We start from the raw sequence: 23,459 nt of genomic DNA on the forward strand, positions 1-23,459 counted from the left end.
ACAAAAACGAAAAGAGGCTCCTTTAGAAGCGAGCCCCTTTACCGAAACCAACCGGGTTATTGCCCTTGCCGATTTCGCATTGCTTGTTCGCCCATCGCGACAAGACGCTTGGTCATTTCGCCGCCGACCGAACCGTTTGCCCTTGCGGTTGTGTCTGCACCAAGTTGTACTCCAAACTCATTGGAAATTTCCTCTTTCATTTGGTCAAGAGCGTTGCCTGAACCTGGAACCAACAGTTTGTTTCTACCCATGTTCGATCACTCCCATCAAGGTTTTGAGCAAAAAATCTGCTCAGTTTTACTGTTTCCTATATGGAAATGTTCATACTTTTCCTTATAAAGAATACGTAGATATTTGCCCATTCTTCATTCTTTTCGGAAAATAATTGTTATAATAGAAAGGGCTTTTACAAGAGAGGAGGATAAATATGGGAGAGAAGGAATTGCTCGTTCAAATCCTGGAGGCAGTGAATGAAATCCAAACAGAGCAAAAGGAACTGGACAATAAGGTTAGCCGAATTGAAAAGACAGTGAACTCGCACACCGACATCTTGAATTCGTTTAAATTTGACGTTGATTTTTTGGTTAAAAAACAGGCCAAGAATGAGATGAGAATCAACAGGATTGAAAAGATGCATTACCTCTAAAGGGCGTTATTTTTACCAAAAAATTACGTTACAGTCCTGTTGAAATCTCCATACCATAAGGAATCCACTCACTCCCTTTTCACAAAAATCCCCAACTCCTTTGAAACATTCCTGTAACAGTTTGTAAAAAACCATCCAACACTTTCACCCTTTGGGTAGTTCATCCATAATTGCCTGCTAGGGAAGGTTTTTCCTGCTTGCTTGCCAGTATGCTTGCTGATAGGGTTTACGCGGTTCTTTTTCACACTGTGAAATTTTGGTTAATGAATAAGAATGTTACAGCTGATAGCCTAGTGGTAGAGACAACAACTGAGCTACTAGGGGGAAAGTGACATGAATAAATTCAAAAAACTAGTAATCGCAGCTGGATTGATCTTTTCCGCGTCAGCATTTACGTTGGCAGGAACAACAGAGGCAGCGACAAACCACCAGGTTAAATCAGGTGAAACGTACTACAAAATCGCAGTTAATTATGGTGTCCCAGTTAAGAAATTAATGAGCGCAAACAATGCGAAAAATTCCGCGTTGAATCCGGGGAGGAATCTTGTTATTCCCAATTCCACTATTACAGCAGGTGAAAAAGATTTGATGGCCCGTCTTGTACGCGCGGAAGCAGTCGGCGAGCCGTATGCCGGAAAGGTTGCAGTCGCGACAGTCGTCCTGAACCGTGTGGCAAGCAAGGATTTCCCTAATACAGTAAAGGGTGTCATCAACCAGATTTCCAATGGCTACTATGCATTCTCTCCTGTCCAGAACGGCCAAATCAACAAGCCGGCGGATGCGGAATCCAAAAGGGCTGTAAATGAAGCACTTGCTTTCCAAGGCCAGGGAAATGGCAGCCTGTTCTTCTTTAATCCAAAAACAGCTGTAAGCAAGTGGGTTTTCTCCAGGGAAACGACAATCGTAATTGGCAACCATCGTTTTGCTAAATAATTAATTACTTCAGCACCATCCTTCCATAGGGTGGTGCTTTTAATTTTTGCCGATGCTTTTACAAAAGAAAATTTCCGGGTAACGAAGAGTAGTGTCGAATTTCCGTTTTACTTTGGAGGTTCTTATGTCCCAACTGTTATCCTTGTTCGAACAATACAGCTACCTGATTTTAGCGATTGGCATCTTCCTTGAGTTAATGGCGCTCCCGATTTCCGGCCAGCTATTGATGGCGTATGCCGGCTATTTTGCCTTCCTTGGGAAAATGAGCTATCCTTTGGCATTTCTGACTGCCTTTGGGGCTGCGGTTGCTGGAATCACAATTACGTATGTTATTGGAAAAACAGGCGGTTACAAACTCGTTGAAAAGTACGGCCGGTATATCCATTTGACGCCCGAAAAATATAAAAAGACATCTTCCTGGTTTGAGCGGTCGGGTAAAGTGCTGCTCGTTTTTTCCTATTTCATACCGGGGGTGCGCCATTTTGCAGGCTATGTGTCAGGCATTTCCAGGCTTCCGTTCAGGTCATTCGCGATTCCCGCATACAGCGGGGCGTTGCTTTGGAGTTTTGGATTTGTCACGCTTGGCAAAATCCTTGGCCCACAATGGTCTGTTTTCCATGACGCCGCTGGCCATTATTTTATGTACTTTGTCGCAGCCGGCGCATTGCTGGTCGCAGCTTTCCTTGGGTACCGCCATTATAAGGACGAGATAAAGGCTTTTTCAAAAAAGCTGCTGAAATGGATTTTGGCCCATTCAAAAACGATTAGGGCAGCCGAATTTTTCCTTAGTACGATGGCGCTTGTTTCGGCTGTATTTGCCGTATTGATGATCGGGTTGGCGCAAAATTATTGGCATGATGAATTTTCACAATTCAATGCGGTAACGAAATATGTTTTGTCGAGGGCTGTTTTTAAAAATTCATTGGCAAGCTTTTCGGTCTTCGGCTCCGGTTATACACTGTTTTTCCTTCTTGCGATTACCGTTTCGGTCATTTGGGCGAAAAACAGAAACCGTCTTTTGGAATACAGTTTGCTCGTTGTGTGCATCGTTGGTGCGAAGCTGTTCCATATCCTGATTTTAATTGTTCTTTCTCCTTTAAAAATTGGGGCTGTCCGTTCCGAAGATTTTCCGGAGTTCGGTTCCTTTATGTTGATGGTTGTTTACGGATCGAGCTTGTTTTTGCTTGCCAGGCATTCGGTTAGGAATTTCGCGCTCATCCTGGCTTCGTTGGCAGGATTATTTGCTTTGTTATGTACAGGGATAGCCAAAGTGTTGAGCATAGATGTCCTCCCGAGCGATATTGTCGGCGGCTACGTGTACGGCGCTGTCTGGATATCTTTCAACTTCCTGCTATTTGAAATGATTAGGCTAATTATTAATGAATACAGGAAAGGCTGAAGCATGGGGGCTTCAGCCTTTTTGTGTGGCCGGAATTCACTTCCATTTTTCTTTCTTAAAATTATCAGAATGCCCCATTAGATATTCTAGCGATTTTTCAAGGTATTCTAGCCATTTTTTCAAACATTCTAGTCATTTTTCGCTTGATTCAAGTTTATCTAAATATTCAGAAAGTAAAGGCAACGAAAAGAAAATTACATTTTCAACAATTTTCCAAAAGTGGTATCCTTACTGTAGTACCATGAAATGGGGATGCTGCATGAAAAAATACTTTTTTCCATTGTTAATCATGATCGTAACGATTTTCTTTTTGAATACAGTGATTGATCCGGAGGAGAAAAAGCCGAAAACGGAGGCAAAAACAATTCCGATTCCCGAACTCAGGGTGGCACAGGATAAGGCGGAAGCCGCACTCCTATATAAAGGGAAAAAGAATCCGAAAAAGCTATCAAGGGAGCAGGTTGAAAAGGCGGCAAGGGACTTGCGGCCGGTCATCGCCATGCCTTATGAAGAGGTGATTGTATCATTTTCCAAAAATCCCTCAGTCCTGTCCATTACAGAATGGAATAAAGGCAAAGAAACAAATGTAACCGATACGAATGTGATTCCCACTGTTGGACGTCCTGGCGTCAAACTTTTTATTATCCGAGGGCAGTGGCTAAACGAAGGGCAGGCAACCTATGTCGCAAAGATAAGAATACCGAGAATTTATTCCTATCAGGAATTGTTAACGCCAAGGGCGAATTCCTACACGGTCATAGGTTTCTTTGATGAAAAGGATAGTGTAAAACAGATGCCTATGAGGAATGAAAATCTCTTTGATATACGGGAGATTAGCATGCCTCTTGGACATTTGATCGTTACATTCCCTGAGTTGGCTTTTGAACAGCTCCCAACGTACTATGTTTTTGGCGGAAAAGATGTTCCCATCCGTATTGATGAATACGAAGAGCTTGCAAAGTTCCTCGGCGAAGGCTTGGCCTATGAATTCGGCGGGGAATCTGAAAATTGGAAGATTGAAATGAAATCAAGGCAAACACTCGGGGATGGAAAAATTGAAACAGCCATAACCTTTATTGGGGACGGCGAAAAACCAGGCTGGGCCGCCTCCTTGCGTCTGGATAGCGCTTCATTATCTTTTTCAGAAAGCGGATTCCCTCTCGACCAAAATGGCAGGTACCTGTCCGTTTTTAATGGCTACCAAACGCTTTTAAAAACAGATTCCATTCTAGCCACTGTCACATGGGATGGGAAGGAAGAGCTCATACCATTGGATTTTAAGGAAAAGATGGAATAAGCGGCGTAATTTTTGCAAAGTAAAGGAGAGGTGGTTGTGAAAAAAACAGTTTTACCGACAATCATAATCCTTCTGTCCGTTTTCCTTATAAATATTTTCATTCAAAAGGATATAGATAAGGAAACGATTGTGGCGAAGAACATGCCTGTTCCCGTTATCCAATCCGGAAATCAGTCGGTCGAGCCGGTTTTGCTTTTCAAAGATAATGGAAAGATAACGAAAACATTGGTCGACAAGGCGGTTCATAAAGCGCATGCCGTTAACGTAAACCCTTACGGTGAAGTCGAAATTAAACTACCGGATAACGATGCACCACTCAAATTGTCTGAATGGGATCCGAAAACTGGGAGAGAGCTCCAACCGTTTGAAGGAGGCTACATACCAGTATTGGCGAACGAACCCGGAACCAGGGTTATCATTATCCGGGTGGAAACGGATGCTGGCCCGGCCGTCTATCTAGGTAAAATTAACGTTCTTAAGCTGTACTCTTTTCAGGAGTTGCTTCACCCTGCAGGAAACGTTTATACAATTCTTGTATTTTCAGAAGGTGAATCCGGAATAAGGGAGGTCCCATCCGGTGATGAAACAAAATATGTAACACGCGAAGTCAGGGGCACAGTTGCGGAGTTCAAGGAAAAGTACCATGGTCTTGATATAAAAAATCTCCCCACCATCTATGTATTTCACCAGGGCGCCATTATTTTTAGAAGCGAGGATATGAAGGAACTGCAATCCTTTATTACAGATATATCGACAACATTTTTCCTGGGAGAGAGCGAAAACTGGCAAGTTGAATTACGGGCAAGGCAAAACTTGTCTGAAGGAACAGCGGAACTCTTCATTACGTATAAAGGACAGGATGAGAAGCCTAAAAAGATGGACTTTCATTTGAGTGGACGTGGATGGAGCTGGGGAAGCAGCGGAAAAATACCAGACGAATCGGGTAAAATTTTCTCTTCCAGCGACATGAGATATAAATTATCCGAAATTGATTCTATTCCAATTGAATTAACGTGGGATGGGAAAAAAGAGGAAATCATCCTTGCTTATAGGAAAAATCCTTACTGAAAAGGAGTGACTTCAGATTAAAAGATTCATCTTGCCGGCAGCGATTATTATTCTATCAATTTTTTTCCTAAATACGTTTATTGATAGTGATAAAGAGGAGAAGATTAAAGCAAGTGACAGTGAGGCACCAGTGATCCATGCAGGGAATAAAAAAGTGAAAGCTGTTTTTCTATCTAGCGGGGAAACGAACTTAACGAAGAAGATGGTTGCCGATGCCGCAAAAAAAGCTGCTGTTCTCCGCCTTGCCCCTTATGAAAACGGTGAAGTCCAATTGGCCGAAAATCAAGACAGGATGTTTTTAAGCGAATGGGATCCAATAGCGGGCAAAGAATTAAAAAAACAGGACTGGTACCAGATTGAAGGGACGATTAACAGGTTTGAACCTATTATCTACCTTATTCGGGTCAACATAGATGGCAGACCGGCTACGTATTTAACGAAAGTGCAGATGCTGAACGTATACTCCTACCAGAAACATCTAAACCCGGATTTAACTAAACATTCGTTTTTTATTCTTTCCGACGAAGAAGGGAAAATTGACAATTTTTCATTCAATGAACCTGGTTATATAACCAGTCAGGTAAACGGCCCACTCGCTGAACTTCAAAATATGTATCCTGATCTGGGCATCGAGAAACTTCCTTCCATTTATATTTTTAATGGCTTGAATAGAATTTTTAAAAGCGAGGATATGGATGAAATGCGTTCTCTAACAACTGAAGTTAAAACGCATGTTTACGAGGGTGCGAACGGGAATTGGCAGGTTCAATTCAATGCGGAACAAGGCATTTACAAAAGGAATGCCGAGTTTTTCATAACGTATAAAGGAACCGAACCGATTACAGAAGACATCGATATCTCGTTGGAAGGCGAACATTGGGGATGGGGAGCAGCAGAGGGCAGCCTGCAATCGGGAATTCTTGCCGCTTCAGGTGAAACCCCCGTTTTTCTCTCCAAATCGGATAAACTCTCCATTGTTCTCAGGTGGGACGGCAAAGAAGAGCGAATTGCTCTTGGGTATAAAGGGGAGAAATGATTTTTTTCAAGGGAGGGGTTCAGATTAAAAAATACGCACTGCCGGCAGCAATCATCATTCTATCAATTTTTTTCCTAAATACATTTATTGATAATGAAAAAAAGGAGCGGGTAGACACAAATGACAGCGATGCACCGGAAATTGCTTCCTGGGAAAATAAAGTGAAATCCGTTTTTGTTTTCAAAGGTGATCGAAAAATAACGAACAAAATGGTTGCCAACGCGGCAAAGAAGGCCGCTGTCTTGGAAATTGACCCTGCTGCAGAAGCATCGGTCAAATTGGCCCATAACCAAAGCCAGATGGAGTTAAGCGAATGGGATTTGAAAGCAGGGAAGGAAATAGGGAAGCTGGAACCGTACTGGATTCTTGGGACGCTAAACAATCTGGACACAAGAATCATCCTGATTCGCGCGAAAACGGATGAGGGAACGGTAACGTATCTGACAAAGATTAAAGTAAAGAAAAATTACTCATACCAGGAATTACTTCAACCGGATTTGGATGGCTATACGCTTATTGTTTTTTCTAATAATGACGAAGGAATTGGCGACCTGGCACTCAACTCGCAAAATTACATTACCCAGGAAGTGAAGGGGAATCTTCCGGAACTTCAGAAGAAGTACCCTGATCTCGGAATTAGGACTCTCCCTTCTATTTATATTTTTCAGGGAATGATGCGTGTTTTTAAAAGTGAAGATATGAGCGAGTTGCGTTCCCTTATTACCGAGGTTAAAAAGAATGTTTACGAGGGTGCAAACGAGAATTGGCATGTTCAAGTTCATGCGAAGCAGAATATTTCGGTTAGGAGTGCTGAAATTATTATTTCCTACCGGGAAAAAGAAGCGATCACCGGGGAGATCGCGATCATCTTCCGTGGTGAACAGTGGGGGTGGGAACTCCCTAAAGGTGAACTGCAGTCAGGAACTCTTACTGTTTCCGGTCAAACACCCGTTTTTCTGTCCAAAACGGAACAACTGTCCGTTGAACTTAGCTGGAACGGCAAAGAAGAACGGATTGTGCTTGAGGATAAAGGGGAGAAATGATTTTTTAATAGGGGATGGTACGTATAAAAAAATACATTCTTCCGGCGGCTATTGTTTTGCTATCTATCTTTTTTCTCAACTACGAAATCAACCCCAAAAAAGTAGATAAGCCAGCCAAGATTTCATAAAAATAAGTAAACCATGTTAACAGCTGCCCTATTGTTGTAGGACCTTTTCTTTTGAATCACAATATGTAAAAAAGCATTTCAATTAACAAAAGAAAGAGCATGGTCATTCTATTACAGAATGAATCATGCTTTTTCATTTACTCTATTGCTTATTATAAAATAATGTCGTGATTGTTTAATGTTAAAAAATACATTGACCTATATAAAAGCACATACTTATTTCATTTATTCTTATTATCAGATTTCAGTAATTCTGCCTCTATTTCCTCGTCTGACACAAATTCTTCTTGAATTTTTTGATTCTTCCTATCGGGAATTAACAATAAAATGCCCAAGATGAAAACAATAATAATTAGAAAAATAGAAACATAATTTATTCCCCAAGCAATTTGCAAAACAATTGAGGTGGTAAGCAATGATAAGCTAATGATTAAAAGTCCAAATATCCTATTCATTAAATTCTCCTTTCATTCTCGGTTTATTATGTTTATTCACAGGATTTAATCTGAAAATGATTATGCTTCGTTCGTTTAATTACAAATCCTACTACAACAGTTATTGTAGCATATAATTTGGAATATAAATCCAGTTCCCATATAAAAAAGTAGTTTGTCAATTATCGGAAGAACTATGGAAGTATATTTTATACAATAGGGTCGCCTTCTATATAATTTTTTTCGTTCAGGACATATGTCCTTTGCAATAATGTGGGATGAGATTCATAATAGGTTCATCACAGTTTGGGAGAGTTTAACATGAAAGGTATCTTATTTGCTTTAATGGGCGGGGCATTTATTACTCTGCAAAGTGTCGCAAACGCACGGATTAGCCAGGATATCGGCATGTGGCAAACGGCCACGATAACTCAGCTGACCGGTTTTCTCGCGGCGCTTTTGATATTGCTGGTTACTAAGGATCGCAGTTGGCGGGAATTCAAAAACGTGAAACCTCTTTACCTGCTTGGCGGTGCTTTTGCAGCTTTGATTTTATCGAGCAATGTGGTGGCGATTCAACTCGTTGGCGTGACACTGACGACTTCCGCAACTTTGATAGCCCAGCTGGGTGCCGCGTTTATTATTGATGGCAAGGGCATGTTTGAAGTGCCGAAGCAGGACATGAAACTTCCTCAATTCATCGGGATTGGGCTTATGATTACTGGTGTTATGATTATGCAATTTTAAAAAAGATTGCCAGAACGACACCACGGACAACTTTTTAAAATGAATTTTTACCTGTAGGAGGCCGGTTATGCAGGAATTGCTAGATGTTGATCAAATAGAAGGCATTCTGGAGGAACATGGGCTCCAGCAAATTTTCATAGATACCTTAAGGCCTTATCTTGGGCTCTACAGTTTCGAACAGGGGGAACTGGTATGTTCCCAAGGGGAAAGTCCGGAGTATTTGTATGTGTTGATAAAGGGAAAGATTAAAATATTTACTACCTCGCCTGAAGGCCGGACGCTGATCCTTTCCTTTAGGACACCGCTTGAAATCATTGGGGATATAGAATACATACAGCAGCAGGACATCATCAATACGGTTGAGGCAGTATCTCCTGCGCTTTTCCTCGGCATCCATTATCGCTGGCTGAAAAAATACGCGGATAACCACGCACCGTTTCTGAAATTTATGCTCGGGATTATAACCGAAAAATTTTATGCCAATTCACACTCAGCCAATTTTAATTTGATGTATCCTGTTGAAGTACGCCTCGCCAGCTACTTGCTTTCTGTCTCATTTGATGAATCGGTTGCAGAATTTAACGGGCAGCTGAGCACCGAGGAGCTTACCGATGCGGCGAACCTGATTGGGACAAGCTACCGGCATATGAACCGGGTTCTACGGAAATTTTGCGAAGAAAAATTTCTTCAACGGAAAAGGGATTCATCCAGATTATTGATCGGGAGGGCTTGCAAGGGGTGGCAAGCCGGAATATATACGAGTAGTCTTTTAGCATATTTTTTTTAAAAAAAGCCCCAGTTTTTCACGTTGGTACAATACATAAAAAGGGGAGTGCAGCATGATCACTGGACTTGTTTTGGCAGCTGTATCAGGGGCGCTGCTCAGCGTCCAAAATGTTTTTAACAGTAAAGTAAGCCTCCGCGCCGGAACAAAGGCAACAACCGCGCTTGTGTTGTTCCTTGGTTTCCTGGCTTCATTTTTGATTGGCCTTGGGGTCGAAGGAAAATCGATGTTCGCGCTGCAGAATATGCAGACGTGGTACTGGTTTAGCGGAATGTTAGGGGTTGGGGTCGTTGTCTCCGTCGTACAAGCGGTTATGCGTCTTGGCCCGACTTATGGCATTTCAATTGTAATGGTTTCCCAGCTCGTGTATGCGCTGATCATGGATTCCCTCGGGCTGATGGGACTCGAAAAAATGGCTATCTCTGGAAAGCACCTGGTCGGGGTTTTGGTAATTGTAGCGGGTATTCTCGTCTTTAAGTTTGGCGGCGTCAGGAAAGCAGACAAAGCTTAAGCGAGAAGCTTACCTAATTGTCATCGACTGGGGGAGAAATTTTTTAAAGGAATACCCAGCTATTTTTTAAAATTATGTAAGGACATTGTGCAATTTTCAAATAGGAAGAGGGGAGTTACGGATGAAGATGTACAAAACATTGCTGTTCGATGTCGATGACACGCTGCTTGATTTCGCGGCGGCCGAAAAGATTGCATTGGAAATGCTGCTTGAAGGGCAAAAAGTTAAGGTGACTCCCGAAATCAAGGAATTGTACAAGAAGGTGAACAGCGGGCTGTGGGCCGCATTTGAGGAAGGGAAGCTTAGCAGGGACGAGGTGTTGAATTCCCGCTTTTCGCATTTTTTCCAGGAAATTGGTCATGAGGTTGACGGCGCTTTGCTTGAGGTGAGCTACCGGAGCTATTTGGATGAAGGGCATGACTTGCTGGATGGTGCGCTCGAACTCGTTACGGACCTTCAAGGCCGGTTCGATTTGTATATCGTGACCAACGGTGTATCGCGGACACAATATAGGCGCCTGCAAGATTCAGGATTGCTGCCGCTGTTTAAAGGGATTTTTATTTCAGAGGAGACGGGTTACCAGAAGCCGATGAAAGAGTTTTTTGATTTCGTATTCTCGCGGATTCCTGAGATTTCGCTTGAGGAAACATTGATTATCGGCGATTCTCTGAGCTCGGATATAAAGGGCGGCAACCAGGCAGGGATCGATACATGCTGGTTCAATCCGCTGATGAAGGCGAACCGGACAGGAATCGCTCCGACGTATGAAATCCACAGCCTGGCGGAGCTTTATCGGATTTTGGGTGTGGAAGTGGCGAAGGAGTAATATATTTTTGTTTCTTGATGAAGGCTCTGACGGGTCTTTTTTGAACCGGGATCATTGCACCAAAGATGCGCCATGTTTGGACACAGAACAAGAAAATCACGGCCATTGAGTCCAAAGATGCCACATGTTTGGACAGAGAACGGAAAATTTCGTGCCTATTAGTCCAAAGCGCCTCATGTTTGGACAGAGAACAAGAAAATCATGGCCAACGAGTACAAAGTTGCAGCGATATTGGTCGCAACTATACTGTAAAACTCCATTCGATTACCGATAAGCGCCATTCGGCATGTTGGCACCCGGCTATTCCTCTAATGGGCCAGGTGCCTTTCATTATTTATTCAGCTTAGTATTTTCAATGGCTACTATAGTATGCTTCTTCTCAATTTCAAAGACCAGCTCATAAATATCGGATATGCGGTCGCCTGAAAGCTTTTTTGTTCGGGGTTTTTCTTCGCCTTTTTTGATATACGTTACCAGATATTGCGGCATGCGATTTCCACCCGGCCTCTCTTGTTGTAGGATTTGTACAACCTTTACCCATTGATACGGTGAATATAACAGCAATTCAGCAAAATTTGTCGATTACCTTTACGAATACCGGGGATGCGAAGTAGTATTACAGAATAGGACCCGTTTATAAATACCATTTACTATATTTTTTATAGAGTTTAGATATATAAATATTTGAGAATAAGATAAATTCATCTACGGTAGCAGGTTTCTTTTAAAAATCAGGAGAAATCAATGCAGCTCAGAGACAGGAGAGAATTGAATTGCGTGCGAAGGGACTTGCTATGATTGTAATAGGCGCGATGTTGTGGGGGACAACCGGGCCGATTATGGAATGGATTTTATCAGAAACAACGATTACGGTGCCATTTATGTTGAGCATCCGGATGCTGGTTGCCGGCGTTGTCATATTGGGGACATTGGTGCTTATGAAAAAACCAGTGCTTGCCGTGTGGAAAAACGGCTATTGGGCAAAACAGCTTGTGATTTACAGCATTTTTGGCATGCTCGGGGTCCAGTACACCTTCGTCGCCTCTATTCACGCCAGCAACGCGGTCATGGCGACACTCATGCAGTTTTCCGCGCCGATATTCATAATTATTTTCGTTTCGGTAAAAGCAAGGAAGTTTCCTCCTGTCTATCAGGTTGTTGGCATACTCGGAACACTGGCAGGGCTTTTCCTGCTATTAACGAATGGCTCGTTCAATAATCTGTTGGTCAGCAAAGAAGCACTGATCTGGGGACTGCTTCTTGGGTTGGCGTTTACTTTCTATACACTCCATCCAATTCGTTTGATGAACGAATGGGGCGTCTTGATTGTCATTGGCTGGGGGATGCTGGTCGCCGGGGTTGTCCTTAGTGTTGCCAGCCAGATTTGGAACTCTGGTGAGTGGAACGAGTTTGCCGATCCGAAAATAGTGGCACTGATGGCGATTCTGATTATTTTTGGCACAGCCGCGTTCGTCCTGTTCCTCGGCAGCCTGAAATATATCACTCCTGTTGAAAACAGCGTGCTGTCCAGTATTGAACCGCTGACCGCGATGCTCGTCTCGGTCGTCTGGCTTGGCGTAATGCTGAAAGGCATCCAGCTTTTAGGCGCATTTCTTATGCTCGTGTTCGTCATCAGGCTTTCTTTGAAAAAATAGAATCATTTAAAGTTTGCAAAACTAATTATCTTAAAATATAGGCTGATATTTTTCAAAGGGTACCGTCAGGAAAATGCGGATTTACAACTCTAAACCCTTTTTTCAGGACGATTGCCCCAATTTTAACAACGTTAAGACAGTTTCTATTGTCTCAAAGAATTTGTCGATTTGATGTTAATTTGGATCAGCGACTCGCCTTGTAGAATGTCCATCAATGATGTGGTTAATTACAAATATTAGACGGATGGACTCAAATATCGAAAGGTGCACCTTTACGTCTACTAGTACCGATACTCGGTTAATGATCATCCTATTTTGAAAAATCCGAAGAAATCGAGGAGTTATAACAAACTCAATTGATACGGATGACTGTTGCGGCCGCAATGTTGAAAATCATTACAAATAGAAGCAGCTCCCTTACAATGAAGAGGAAGCTGCCCTTTTTTGTTCAAATAATGTAAATACTATAAGATATAGGAATGCGCTTACTACAGCTAAACCTGTTAATATCATGAACGTCCAAACAAAACCGAACCAAGCTGTCATCGGAATCGAAAGCGGGGCAATCATGCGTCCGATCGTATTACGAAGGCTCGCAGCCGCAAAATATTGTCCCATCATATTTTCAGGAGCCAATTTTGAAATGAAGCTTTGTTGTACTCCAACGATCAACAACTCACCCATCGTGAAGATGAACATTGCTAAAATGAATATATAGAAGTTCCCGTATTTAATAGCTCCGATCCAGCCGGAAGATTTCACTTTCATCTCCATCATCGTTTGGGGAGATAATGATTCGTGTGAAAAACGGTAGAGGATCCATGCCAATAAAAGACAAACCACTGTCGCAAACAGTAGGAGTTCGAATCGGTACAGGAAAAAGAAAATCCCCCCTAATATTGGCCCTATGACCACCGCGATATTGAAAGACGTATAGAAAACGGCATATACAACGCTCCGGTGTTCCTCCGGTACCATATCCGCAACAGATGCATCCCTGGCCGGCGCGTAGAAAGCACCAAATACACCGGCTAATGTAAACCCTGCAAACGCGAGTAATGGTGAATTGTAAAATGGCGAATTAGCAAGAGCAAATATGAAAAATGATAATCCTTGCCCAGTAGCCGCAAAAACCATCATCCGTTTACGCCCAAAACGGTCGGCACAATATCCTCCTACTAAATTGGACGTTACCGAAAAGATTTGTGAAAGAATCATCAGCATACCGGCCATTGTCTTGCCGAACTCATCAGCAAAATATATCGCTAGGAACGGAAATAACATCCAATATGTAATGTTCATGAATACTTCGCCGATTAGCCTTGATTTCAAGCTTTTATTCCAATCTCTTATCCTCATGTTGAACAAACTCCAATAACATATCATTTTAATTGAAATATAAAAGTCAAATAAAAGTCGATTGGCACCAGCTTTTTCTCATTCCAACCCAATCTACTTCTGCCACTTTTTGTTTTACATCTTCAATTTGATAATTATTTAAATAACTCCTCAACAATTTAGGTGATTTCTAATCTCATGATGGGGCGTTTCGGATGATGGCGTTGAACTTCAACAAAATTGAATTCTTGAAATAAATCGAATGATCCCATGTATACTGCTGCATCTGAAGTTCTACCAGCAAAGTCCTTCGGGAAGGCTTCCAATGCTTTGGCACCCTGTGTCTTTGCGAATTCAATGGCATCCCTCAACAATTGCCTTGCAATCCCTCGATTTCGGAAATCTTTGTGTACGTAAAAACAAAGAATGGACCACACCGGTCTATTATCTATCGGTTTAAAAACATGAGAATGAGTGATTCGTTCGCTGAATTCCTCACGCGGTGCAATTAAACACCAACCGACTGGCTGATCCTCTACATAAGCCAATAACCCCGGTTTCCGTCCTTCTTCAACAATGTTCTTAAAATCAGCGCGATTTTCAGAGTTGCTTCTTTTTTTATAATCTTTATTTCTTACACGCCAGTACATACACCAACACCCTTCACAGGCTCCATTTTTACCAAACAATCGCTCCACATCAGGCCATCGATCCGGCGTCAGTGGATGGATGTCAACTTTCATTTTCAGCCGCTCCCTTCAAAAACTTCATAATAATCGATTTGCCCGTAATGGGCGACATCCTTTGCGAACCGAATTCAAAGCTAAATTTGAAAAAGACTTTCGAGTGGAATCAGTGAATTCCTCCTGGATTTATATAACCTTCTATAATTGTTTTGATGGTTATATTATGATGTGGTTGATTCTAACTGTCAATACCTTTTATAATGGTTATAAGCCAAAATTCAAAGTTATTTTGCCCGGACTCTCAAAATACTTACGGCAAGAAAAGGAGAAGTCACATGTCTGAAATAAATAAAGATGTACACAAGCATGATTTGCTCGGAGGACGTTTGTGTTTGGATTTTGCCAATACAGTAAGTTGGCACGATAGCAGTGAGGAATCACAGGAGTTGCTGACGAGTTACGAGAAGTTGGTAAACTGGAGTTTGCATGCCAATATTCTTAAGAAACAACAATCGCTTGCGCTATTAAAAAAAGCAGAAGATCTACCTTCTAGGGCAAACGAAGTTCTCCAACAAGCTATTGAGCTGCGGGAATCGATTTACCAAATTTTTAGTCGAGTAATAAACAATGAAACACCAGCCCCAAAAGATCTTTCTATTTTGAATAAAGCCTTAGGCAATGCTTACGGGATGATGCGAGTAGTGCCTGGTGAAAATAAATTTTCATTGGAATTTTCGAATTGTGAAGAAGCATTAGACGAAATGCTTCCACCAATTATTCAATCTGCTATAGACATCCTTATTTCTGAAAAAGAACTAAGTAGGGTGAAAAAGTGTGAAGGGGTTCCGTGTGGGTGGCTGTTTTTGGATACAAGCCGCAATCGTAGCAGACGTTGGTGTTCGATGGCAGACTGCGGGAATCGTGCAAAAGCAAAGCGATTTTATCATAATAAAAAATAATAGCTCCTAATACGAAGTTATTTTGCTTTTATATCCTTAACGTTGTAAATTCGCTTTTTTTCTGGCGCTGCCCCTTTAATAAAAATAGTCTTGGACAAGGAGCGTAAAATTGTGAGGAAATGGTTGGTAGCCTTGTTATCGGGGTTCATAGTGCTTTCAGGCTGCAGTTTTGATAAGGATAGCCATCCAGTACAACATCAAAAGGAGAGTGCAAACGTGGAAAACGGATTGAAAGAGCAGTTGCTTGCCGCGGCCGAACGCGGAGATGTTAGCGAAATAAGCCGCCTGATTGAAGATGGGGCGAATATCAATGTCCAGGATTCGAACGGGCGTACCCCGGTCATGATTGCTACATACAACAATGATGTGGCGGCGGCGAAAGTATTGATAGATGCTGGAGCCGACATGGACATCCGTGACAATATGAAAAACAATGTGTTTTTGTATGCCGGCGCGGAAGGGTATATTGATATCTTGAAGCTTGCAATAAAAGCAGGCGCGGATCCGCATATTACGAACCGCTATGGCGGGGTTGCGGTTATTCCCGCATCAGAGCGCGGACACGTCAAAGTTGTGGAATTGCTTCTAACCGAAACGGATATTAGTGTGAACCATGTAAACAATCTCGGCTGGACAGCGCTTATCGAAGCGATCATTTTGAACAACGGGAACATGAGGCAGCAGGAGATTATTCGGCTTCTAATCAAACACGGTGCCGATGTAAATATCCCGGATGGCGATGGAGTTACGCCGCTAACGCATGCACGGAACAAAGGGTTTAAAGAGATTGAAAAAATATTGGTCGAGGCAGGCGCTAAATAGTGCCTGCCTTTTCGTTTGGGTAAATTTCATTGAAATTTTTTAAGCTTTTATTTTCCGATATATTAATATGGATATTTTTTCGTTTGAATATCTCACGAAATGTTAGTAAATTAATTCCTATAAGAAAATAATTTACTATTTAAATATAATTTTTTAACAATCTTTACAATATAACGGCCAAAGGAGTAATTCTATAAATGTACAGCTCAATAAATTCGGATAAACATGCTCACACGAACCCTGCAAACAATGAGCCTGTTAGAGAATATACAATTTTCAACACATACTTTTTCTTATTTTTAATTCTTTTCATAATTAAAAGGGTTGCTTTTAATTCCCTGATTTTTTCGGAATTTAGCATCCGTTATTTTTTCGGGCTGGAGATTGTTTCAGTGATAGGCATATTCCTATTCATGGAGTTACTATTTAAGAGCAAGAAATTATGGGGATACATCCTATTCAATCTTCTTACTTCTGTCTTTTTTATATTTGTTATTGTATATCACAACTATTATGGGACCATTCCCAACTATCAGGTTTTGCTTCAATTTTCCGAAGCAGGCAAGTTAGGCGAAAGTATCTGGGCGTTATTTAATCCCGCTTATTTGATATTTATGCTGGATACATTATTACTTGTACTGCTGCTTTTGCTTAAAAGAATTGACTTTAAAATAGATATTTTTAGTACGATTAAACCGAAAAAACTGCTTATCAGTTTTCTTGTATTCTGTATTTTTTCTATAGCTGTACCGATCACTCATTCTTCTGAAATAGCGAAAGAAAGAGACAAAAAAATTCAGGACATGGGGATTGTTAATTACCAATTAGCAAGTACCTATAGCCAGCTTTTTGCTGAACCGGTAATTACCGATGCCAATCAAATCACCAATAAATTAATAAGTGAAACCAAGGGAATTAAAACGAAGCCAAACCCTGAATTGTTTGGAGCAGCCAAAGACATGAATGTGATCATGGTCCAGTTGGAGGCTTTTCAAAATTTCCCTATAGGCAAGGATATTAATGGACAGGAAATAACTCCGGTTTTGAATCAACTGGCTAGTGAAAATTATTATTTTACAAAATTTTATCAACAGATTTCCCAGGGGAATACGGTGGATGCGGAGTTCCTAGCTAATACGTCACTTTATCCGTCAGGACAATATGTCACTTCCAAGCGATATGCGGGAAAAGAAATACCAAGTTTGCCACGACTATTACATGGAGTTGGCTATCAAACGGCAACTTTGCACACCAATGATAAAGAATTTTATAACAGAGGGGAATTTTATAAGGCTTTAGGTTTTGACCGGGTATACGACAAAGAGTTCTTCGGCGAAGATCGTACGCTGCTATTTGGCGAAATAGATGAACTGCTTTATCGGGACTCACTCAATGAGCTGGTTAAATTAACAGAAAACAATAATAGGTTTTATGCGCATTACATCGGAATGTCTAGCCACCATCCTTTTAAAATCCCTAAAGATTTACAGAAACTGAACTTACCGGAAAAATATGAAGGGACCTTAATAGGAGATTATTTGCAATCGATCCATTACGCTGATTTCGCTCTAGGCACACTAGTCGAGGAATTAAAGAAAAATAATTTATGGGATAAAACGCTCCTGGTTATTTATGGAGACCATTTCGCGATTCATTCCGATACTGTTCAGACCAAAGATAGGACAATGCTGGAAGATTTTATTGGAGAACCGTATACGAAACAAACGATGATGAACACACCTTTACTCATTAGAATTCCAGGAATAAAAGGCGAAGTGAGGGACAACGTAGGAGGCCAGGTTGATATTTTGCCGACGGTAACAAATTTATTAGGGATCAATGTTAATCAAGTTCATTTTGGCCAGGACCTGCTAAATGTTCAACCGAATCTGCTGCCTGAGCGTTTTTATATGGTAACCGGCTCATATATCAACGACAAGGTTATGTATTCATCTTCCGATTCTAAAATACTTCCCTTAAACGGAAAGGCAAATGGATTTGATAAAAATAATATCGAAGAAGATTATAATAAAACACTTAAACTACTTGAATACTCAGATATTTACCTTGAAAATTTACCAAATAGATAGAGCAAAATAGAGTTACTTATGAAAGCAGCTTTCAAATTGGCTGCTTTTTTTTCATAGAGTTTTTACTCTTAAGGAGAGATTTGTAAATTAAGTTTTGATTTTGTTTTTTATCTATGACTAAGATAGTATTGTGGTTCTATTACTCTTGCCGGTTCGTAGTAAGACAGGTACCGGTCTGAGTTCTAAGTCAAATCTTGTACAATTTTAACAAATGAAAAGGAGCCTTTATGGAAAATAAAATACTTTATACAAGCGATTCTCCGTTGGATATCAGGCAACTGGTGGAGCTTTATGAATCACTCAATTGGAATTCATTGAATCTGACAGCCGAAGAGATGGAGAAAATGTGCCGGCAGAGCTGGTTTTCGGTTTATGCGTTCGATGGCGAAAGGCTGATCGGCATGGGGCGGGTGATTTCGGATGGAGTTATTACCGGCGTCATTTGCGGGGTTTGCGTGCATCCGGAGTACCAATCAAAAGGGATTGGGACTGAAATCATGAACAGGCTTGCGCACCATTGCGAGCTGAATCGGGTTATTCCGCAGCTCATGTGTGTGGAAAAACTTGAACCATATTACGAGAAGCGTGGGTTTCAGAGATTTACGATTGGGATGAAGAAGGATATTATTAGGTAAACGTTAAGGTGGATTACTATTAAAAATGATTAGACGGATTCTTTATTATTTAATTTGGGCTTTCATATTAATCTCCATTGTCCTCGGGTATGAGTTGGTCTTATTTACTGCGGGTGTTTGGTACTTGTTAATTGCCATATCCATTCAGAAAAGGGAAAACAGGATCTTAAGGCTATTGTTGGCAGATTTGTTCTCCGAGGGAGATTATAATAGTAAAAAAGCTTATATTTCCGGGACTTTTTTAATAGTGTTAGGAATCGCATCGCTTGCCATATAGCAAAAATAAAAACATGATGATCCCAGGACCATCATGTTTTTCTCTAATTTATAGGAAAACTTATTTGAACGTTTGACGGACGGTGCCTTTACCGTCTTCAAAAACCACCTCTGCATAAGCGCCGTTAATGAATGTAAGCTGCGGAGGCATATGGCCGCAGTCAATATCGTAGACAATCGGCACGGCGAGTTCGTGATGCAAATCTTGATAGACATCTTCTATCGTATAATTATCAACCGATTCGTTCGCGGGACTGCGCCCGAACAGAATGCCCGAACACCCTTCAAACCAGCCGGCAAGCTTCATTTGGACGAGCGACCTTCTTAGATCGGTCGTTTTCATATTACAATTTTCAAAATACCAGATGATTGGCTCACCAGGGATATGGCTTTCACGGAAACGGGGAATATTCCCGTAAGGCGTGCCAACCAGATGCCTGATAATATCGATGCAGCCGCCGAGCAGCCTGCCGCTCATATCAACTTTTCCGGGTGAAACGGACTTCCAGACAGTCGGTTCTGTCAGGTGGAAGACGCAGGGAGCCGGATTTTCGTGCTGCCAATCCAGTTGGTATTTTTCCGAAGATACTTGAAGGACGGATTCTCCCGGTTTGGTCTCAAGGACTGTTTCCCACATCGCTGTGACAGTGTCGGAATATTCCCCGCGCAGGTCTACAAGGTTGGTTCCGTGCGCTGTCGCGATGCCGGTTTTTAGTGTAATGGCAAGCAGCAATGCGCTCGTGTCCGAATAGCCCAGGACCCATTTATTTTTCAAAGAGTCGAAGTCAAGTGGTTCAAGCATTTCAATCAGCAGTTCGCCGCCCCATGGCGGGACGATGGCTCCGATTTCATTATTTTGCATCATGGCAGTAAATTCTTCTGCACGCTTGATTGCGGGCGCTGATCGGGTTTTGTCGTCGGTCCATACTGTTTCACCGACCTCCACCTTATAGCCCTTTGCCTCAAGCCTTTCAACCGCTTGTTTTACGATGCCATGCAAGTCTGCGGAAACACCGGAAGAAGGCGCCGTTACCCCGATTGTCGTCCCTTTTTGTAAAAACGGATACGTTATCATCTAATAACCTCATTTGCTCTATTTTTTCTTTTATACTTCTAGTAAAAAAGCTTATTTCCTCTTTTTAAAAACAGTGTATCTATTTCCCAAAACCCGTTTTTCGTATATTCTGATATTACGGAAACCTACATTTGGATAGAGAGTTATTTTTTTACAAGAATAGAAAAGAGGTTTACATCGTGTTTAAAGATATTCTTACGTGCGAGGAACAATTTCTTGAATTACGTGCGCAAGCGGGGAAACCAAGCGTCCGAGCGTTTAACAAGGTGATTAACCACCTGGATGAACATTGCAGGGAATTCATTTCGAAGTCGCCCTTCCTGACCATGGCTACCTCTGGCCTAGAGGGCAGATGCGATGTTTCGCCCCGCGGGGATGCTCCGGGATTCGTCCTAGTTTTGGACGATCATCATTTGTTCATTCCCGAGCGTCCTGGCAATAAGAGGATGGATTCTGTGCAAAACATCCTTCACAATCCAAACGTCGGCCTTTTGTTTATGATACCGGGGCTCGGCGAAACGCTGAGGATTAACGGGAAAGCATACGTGTGCCGCGACCAGGACCTGTTGGAAAGGACAGCGGCTAATGGAAAAACGCCGTTATTCGGGATAGGCGTAAAAGTCGAAGAATGCTTCGCGCATTGTGCGAAGGCGTTCCTTCGGTCAGGGCTTTGGAAGCCTGATACCTGGCTTTCGGAAGATTCACAGCCATCCATGCCAAAAATGCTCGCGGATCATTGCAAAATCCCCGATATGACAGCGGAGGATGTTGAAAAGGCCCTCCAGGAAGGCTATGCAACAAGGCTTTATTAGTTGGGAGGTGGAATGACGGGACGGAGGATCATTTGGATAATCTTTTATGCCGTCTTTGGTGTGCTGTTTTTTGAAAAAGGGATGAGCCTGCTGGGTGCCATTCATATGGTTGATGATAGCGGAATGGGGCTTTCATTTTTAGGATTTGAAGTAAGTGATCAAATTTCTGCCTGGCATATCATCTATTATTCTATTGGTTTTATTTTGCTGGGAGCAACTCTGTTTTGTACTGCCTTTATTAAGGTCTTCAAGTACATAAGGAAAGTAGCCTTAGGAGAACATTCTTAAAGGAGGAGTTATGGACAGGTATATTTGGAATTCTATGTGGTATGTCGGTCTTTTTGTTGGATTTTTCTATTGGATGTTGAGTGGAATGGCTTCTGGCAATTTTGGCCGATTAAACATTGCTTTATTGTTGCTTTTCCCGCTTTTTGGGATTTTTAGAGTTAGGAAAAGCCAAAACCGGGTTGGAAAAACCCTACTAATCACCCTGCACGTAATTGCAATTTGTACGATCGGCTTTTTATTGTTGCTCGGTTTCGGGATGGGTGAAAAGTAAAAATAGAAGTTTTCTAGGGGGAAATAGGTTTGGAATTGATTATCATACGCCACGGTGAATCAGAAGCTGATCTTTTAGGAGTTCATGAAGGAAGGGCTGATTTTCCATTGACCGATTACGGCAGGGAGCAGGCTGGGAAAATGGCTGCTTATATCGCGGCGAAATGGAAGCCGGATATCATCTTGGCTAGCACGCTGAAACGCGCATGGGAAACGGCCCAATTTTTACAAAAAGCAACTGGTTGCGAATTAGTAGCGGAAACCGATCTTATGGAGTTTAATAACGGGGTGCTCGCCGGGCTGCCAAGGGAGGTTGCCGCGACGAAATATCCACTTCCTCCGGGAGGGCGCCCGCCGCATATCCCAATCGATGGCGGTGAATCAGAGCTTGAATTCCGGTTCAGGGCAGAAGCGGTTTTTCAAAAAATTCTTCATGAACAGCCAACTGACGGACGGATTGCCATCGTTTCTCACGGTGGGATGATTTCGAAACTCATCAATGCGTTTCTTGGGCTTCCTGTGGCCAATGAAACGATTTTTCCAACGGGGGACACGGGATTCCATGTGCTCCAAACTAAGAACGGCAGGAAGATGATCCGTATACTAAACAGTCAAGTCCATCTTGAAAGCTAAATTGGGAGAGTGGGGCACAGGCACGTTCCAGGCGAAAAAATAAGGCTGAGATGGGTACATTGAAAAAGCCCTTGAACTGATAAAATATTTACAACTTATTTAAAGCCATCCAGCCCTTATTTCGTTGGATGGTTTTTTTGTTTGCTTAGTTTTCCGGAAGGAGGTTAAGTGAGAGCGATTGGGCAATAACCGGTAAAGGTGTCACTCAAATCCCGTTGAGTGACAAAGGTTTTCCGGAAATCCAAAAAGGTGTCACTCAAATCATGTTCTGGCCCAACCACATCCTATGGGGGACCACAACAAGCAGATATTAGTAAAAAATAACAATCCTCATTGACGGCTAACAACTGTTATCCTATAATCGAGCTAACAGTTGTTATCTTACTAGCTGCAAGGAGTAAAAATGATGATAAAGGACCAAGAGATTGAGCAATTCCTTGATAAGGACCTAAAACCGATTATGAATGCAACAAAAAATAAGATTTTGCATGTGGCGATCGATCTTTATTCCCAGAGGGGTTACCGTGGAGTGTCAATTCGCCAAATAACCGGCGAGGTGGGGATTAAGGAAAGCTCGTTGTATAAGCACTTTCAAAATAAAGGCGAAATCCTTGATACGATATTCGCGAATTTTGAAGTGGAAGTCGTAAAAATCCTTCCTCCCGAAGATCGAATCGAACAGATTGCCGGATTGATGGATCCACGCGGCGTCCTTGAACGCGGACTGCAAAATTTTATGAACCACATCAACAACCTCACAATGCGAAAAATCTGGCGGATCATTTACAATGAGCTGTTTTCCGATCCACGGGCAAGGGCGATTTACTTTGAGACCATTATCAACCAGACGATTGATCGAGTTGGAGTGATTTTTCAAAAGATGATTGTTCTCGGCAAGCTCCCTAATCAGGAGGATGGGCAAATGCTTTCGGCGGAATACCATTATCCGGTTTTCGCGCTTGTCATGGAATACAATGTGCTGAAATTCGAGGGGAAATCAACAGAGGAAATTGAAAAGCGGCTTAAGGGGCATATCGATTTTTTCATAAAAGCAGTATCTTGAGCATG

The 23,459-nt window shown here is 42.0% G+C and carries 26 protein-coding genes and 1 pseudogene; 21 read left to right on the plus strand and 6 right to left on the minus strand.

What is annotated here, in order from left to right:
- Positions 1-56: 56 nt before the first annotated feature.
- A complete protein-coding gene (locus tag DRW41_RS16185; protein ID WP_115453062.1) occupies positions 57-251 on the minus strand; it encodes an alpha/beta-type small acid-soluble spore protein in 195 nt (64 codons plus the stop codon).
- Positions 252-427: 176 nt separating this feature from the next.
- Between DRW41_RS16185 and DRW41_RS16190 the strand changes: the two genes are divergently transcribed.
- From DRW41_RS16190 to DRW41_RS16220, 7 genes are all read left to right on the plus strand, one after another.
- Positions 428-646 carry a hypothetical protein gene (locus DRW41_RS16190; protein WP_115453063.1) on the plus strand — a complete coding sequence of 73 codons (219 nt, stop codon included), beginning with the start codon at positions 428-430 and terminating at the stop codon, positions 644-646.
- Between the two features lie 333 nt (positions 647-979).
- Positions 980-1,579, plus strand: a complete 600-nt coding sequence (locus DRW41_RS16195; protein ID WP_115453064.1) for a cell wall hydrolase — start codon at positions 980-982, stop codon at positions 1,577-1,579.
- A 124-nt stretch (positions 1,580-1,703) separates the two neighbouring features.
- Positions 1,704-2,978, plus strand: coding sequence for a VTT domain-containing protein (locus DRW41_RS16200; RefSeq protein ID WP_115453065.1), 1,275 nt, complete (start codon positions 1,704-1,706; stop codon positions 2,976-2,978).
- Positions 2,979-3,237: 259 nt separating this feature from the next.
- Positions 3,238-4,275: a hypothetical protein gene (locus DRW41_RS16205; protein ID WP_115453066.1), complete on the plus strand. Its 1,038-nt coding sequence runs from the start codon at positions 3,238-3,240 to the stop codon at positions 4,273-4,275.
- Between the two features lie 36 nt (positions 4,276-4,311).
- Positions 4,312-5,343, plus strand: a complete 1,032-nt coding sequence (locus DRW41_RS16210; RefSeq protein WP_115453067.1) for a hypothetical protein — start codon at positions 4,312-4,314, stop codon at positions 5,341-5,343.
- Between the two features lie 31 nt (positions 5,344-5,374).
- Positions 5,375-6,379 (plus strand): hypothetical protein, encoded by a 1,005-nt coding sequence (locus DRW41_RS16215; RefSeq protein WP_115453068.1) that lies wholly within the window; start codon positions 5,375-5,377, stop codon positions 6,377-6,379.
- The gene (locus DRW41_RS16220; protein WP_115453069.1) at positions 6,376-7,422 is read left to right on the plus strand and encodes a hypothetical protein; all 1,047 of its coding nucleotides are present in this window, start codon (positions 6,376-6,378) and stop codon (positions 7,420-7,422) included. Before DRW41_RS16215 ends, DRW41_RS16220 begins: the two co-directional genes overlap by 4 nt.
- 349 nt (positions 7,423-7,771) lie before the next feature.
- On the opposite strand, the gene DRW41_RS16225 is transcribed toward DRW41_RS16220, so the two are convergent.
- Positions 7,772-8,005 carry a hypothetical protein gene (locus DRW41_RS16225; protein WP_115453070.1) on the minus strand — a complete coding sequence of 78 codons (234 nt, stop codon included), beginning with the start codon at positions 8,003-8,005 and terminating at the stop codon, positions 7,772-7,774.
- A gap of 300 nt (positions 8,006-8,305) precedes the next feature.
- Between DRW41_RS16225 and DRW41_RS16230 the strand changes: the two genes are divergently transcribed.
- From DRW41_RS16230 to DRW41_RS16245, 4 genes and pseudogenes are all read left to right on the plus strand, one after another.
- Positions 8,306-8,731: a DMT family transporter gene (locus tag DRW41_RS16230; protein ID WP_115453071.1), complete on the plus strand. Its 426-nt coding sequence runs from the start codon at positions 8,306-8,308 to the stop codon at positions 8,729-8,731.
- Positions 8,732-8,798: 67 nt separating this feature from the next.
- Positions 8,799-9,496 (plus strand): annotated as a pseudogene (locus tag DRW41_RS16235) (Crp/Fnr family transcriptional regulator).
- Between the two features lie 74 nt (positions 9,497-9,570).
- The gene (locus tag DRW41_RS16240) at positions 9,571-10,026 is read left to right on the plus strand and encodes a DMT family transporter (protein ID WP_115453072.1); all 456 of its coding nucleotides are present in this window, start codon (positions 9,571-9,573) and stop codon (positions 10,024-10,026) included.
- A 121-nt stretch (positions 10,027-10,147) separates the two neighbouring features.
- The gene (locus tag DRW41_RS16245; RefSeq protein ID WP_115453073.1) at positions 10,148-10,852 is read left to right on the plus strand and encodes a YjjG family noncanonical pyrimidine nucleotidase; all 705 of its coding nucleotides are present in this window, start codon (positions 10,148-10,150) and stop codon (positions 10,850-10,852) included.
- 330 nt (positions 10,853-11,182) lie between these two features.
- On the opposite strand, the gene DRW41_RS23060 is transcribed toward DRW41_RS16245, so the two are convergent.
- Positions 11,183-11,341: a hypothetical protein gene (locus tag DRW41_RS23060; protein WP_181884599.1), complete on the minus strand. Its 159-nt coding sequence runs from the start codon at positions 11,339-11,341 to the stop codon at positions 11,183-11,185.
- A 305-nt stretch (positions 11,342-11,646) separates the two neighbouring features.
- Here DRW41_RS23060 and DRW41_RS16250 point away from each other — a divergent pair, with 305 nt between their 5' ends.
- The gene (locus DRW41_RS16250) at positions 11,647-12,507 is read left to right on the plus strand and encodes a DMT family transporter (protein ID WP_115453236.1); all 861 of its coding nucleotides are present in this window, start codon (positions 11,647-11,649) and stop codon (positions 12,505-12,507) included.
- A 417-nt stretch (positions 12,508-12,924) separates the two neighbouring features.
- Here DRW41_RS16250 and DRW41_RS16255 read toward each other — a convergent pair whose 3' ends face one another.
- A complete protein-coding gene (locus DRW41_RS16255) occupies positions 12,925-13,866 on the minus strand; it encodes an MFS transporter (RefSeq protein WP_115453074.1) in 942 nt (313 codons plus the stop codon).
- Between the two features lie 158 nt (positions 13,867-14,024).
- Complete coding sequence (locus DRW41_RS16260; RefSeq protein ID WP_115453075.1) at positions 14,025-14,588, minus strand: GNAT family N-acetyltransferase; 564 nt, start codon at positions 14,586-14,588, stop codon at positions 14,025-14,027.
- Between the two features lie 278 nt (positions 14,589-14,866).
- Between DRW41_RS16260 and DRW41_RS16265 the strand changes: the two genes are divergently transcribed.
- The 4 genes from DRW41_RS16265 to DRW41_RS16280 all read left to right on the plus strand — a co-directional run bounded on the left by DRW41_RS16265 (position 14,867) and on the right by DRW41_RS16280 (position 19,037).
- Complete coding sequence (locus tag DRW41_RS16265) at positions 14,867-15,490, plus strand: CGNR zinc finger domain-containing protein (RefSeq protein WP_115453076.1); 624 nt, start codon at positions 14,867-14,869, stop codon at positions 15,488-15,490.
- A gap of 111 nt (positions 15,491-15,601) precedes the next feature.
- Positions 15,602-16,312, plus strand: a complete 711-nt coding sequence (locus DRW41_RS16270) for an ankyrin repeat domain-containing protein (RefSeq protein ID WP_115453077.1) — start codon at positions 15,602-15,604, stop codon at positions 16,310-16,312.
- Positions 16,313-16,509: 197 nt separating this feature from the next.
- Positions 16,510-18,402 (plus strand): LTA synthase family protein, encoded by a 1,893-nt coding sequence (locus tag DRW41_RS16275; protein ID WP_115453078.1) that lies wholly within the window; start codon positions 16,510-16,512, stop codon positions 18,400-18,402.
- Positions 18,403-18,629: 227 nt separating this feature from the next.
- Entirely contained in the window at positions 18,630-19,037 is a 408-nt protein-coding gene (locus tag DRW41_RS16280) for a GNAT family N-acetyltransferase (RefSeq protein WP_115453079.1), read from the plus strand.
- 337 nt (positions 19,038-19,374) lie between these two features.
- Here the strand turns inward: DRW41_RS16280 and DRW41_RS16290 are convergent, their stop codons facing one another.
- Positions 19,375-20,388: a S66 family peptidase gene (locus tag DRW41_RS16290; protein WP_115453081.1), complete on the minus strand. Its 1,014-nt coding sequence runs from the start codon at positions 20,386-20,388 to the stop codon at positions 19,375-19,377.
- A 179-nt stretch (positions 20,389-20,567) separates the two neighbouring features.
- On the opposite strand from DRW41_RS16290, the gene DRW41_RS16295 reads away from it, so the two are divergent.
- The 5 genes from DRW41_RS16295 (at position 20,568) to DRW41_RS16315 (ending at position 23,454) form a co-directional block, all read left to right on the plus strand.
- Complete coding sequence (locus DRW41_RS16295) at positions 20,568-21,200, plus strand: pyridoxamine 5'-phosphate oxidase family protein (protein ID WP_245959468.1); 633 nt, start codon at positions 20,568-20,570, stop codon at positions 21,198-21,200.
- Positions 21,201-21,212: 12 nt separating this feature from the next.
- Positions 21,213-21,488, plus strand: coding sequence for a hypothetical protein (locus tag DRW41_RS16300; protein ID WP_115453083.1), 276 nt, complete (start codon positions 21,213-21,215; stop codon positions 21,486-21,488).
- Between the two features lie 10 nt (positions 21,489-21,498).
- The gene (locus DRW41_RS16305) at positions 21,499-21,759 is read left to right on the plus strand and encodes a hypothetical protein (RefSeq protein ID WP_115453084.1); all 261 of its coding nucleotides are present in this window, start codon (positions 21,499-21,501) and stop codon (positions 21,757-21,759) included.
- 29 nt (positions 21,760-21,788) lie between these two features.
- Positions 21,789-22,391 carry a histidine phosphatase family protein gene (locus tag DRW41_RS16310; protein WP_115453085.1) on the plus strand — a complete coding sequence of 201 codons (603 nt, stop codon included), beginning with the start codon at positions 21,789-21,791 and terminating at the stop codon, positions 22,389-22,391.
- Between the two features lie 406 nt (positions 22,392-22,797).
- Complete coding sequence (locus tag DRW41_RS16315; protein WP_181884601.1) at positions 22,798-23,454, plus strand: TetR/AcrR family transcriptional regulator; 657 nt, start codon at positions 22,798-22,800, stop codon at positions 23,452-23,454.
- Positions 23,455-23,459: the final 5 nt, after the last annotated feature.

It is taken from the genome of Neobacillus piezotolerans (assembly GCF_003362805.1).
GTDB lineage: Bacteria > Bacillota > Bacilli > Bacillales > Cytobacillaceae > Bacillus_D > Bacillus_D piezotolerans.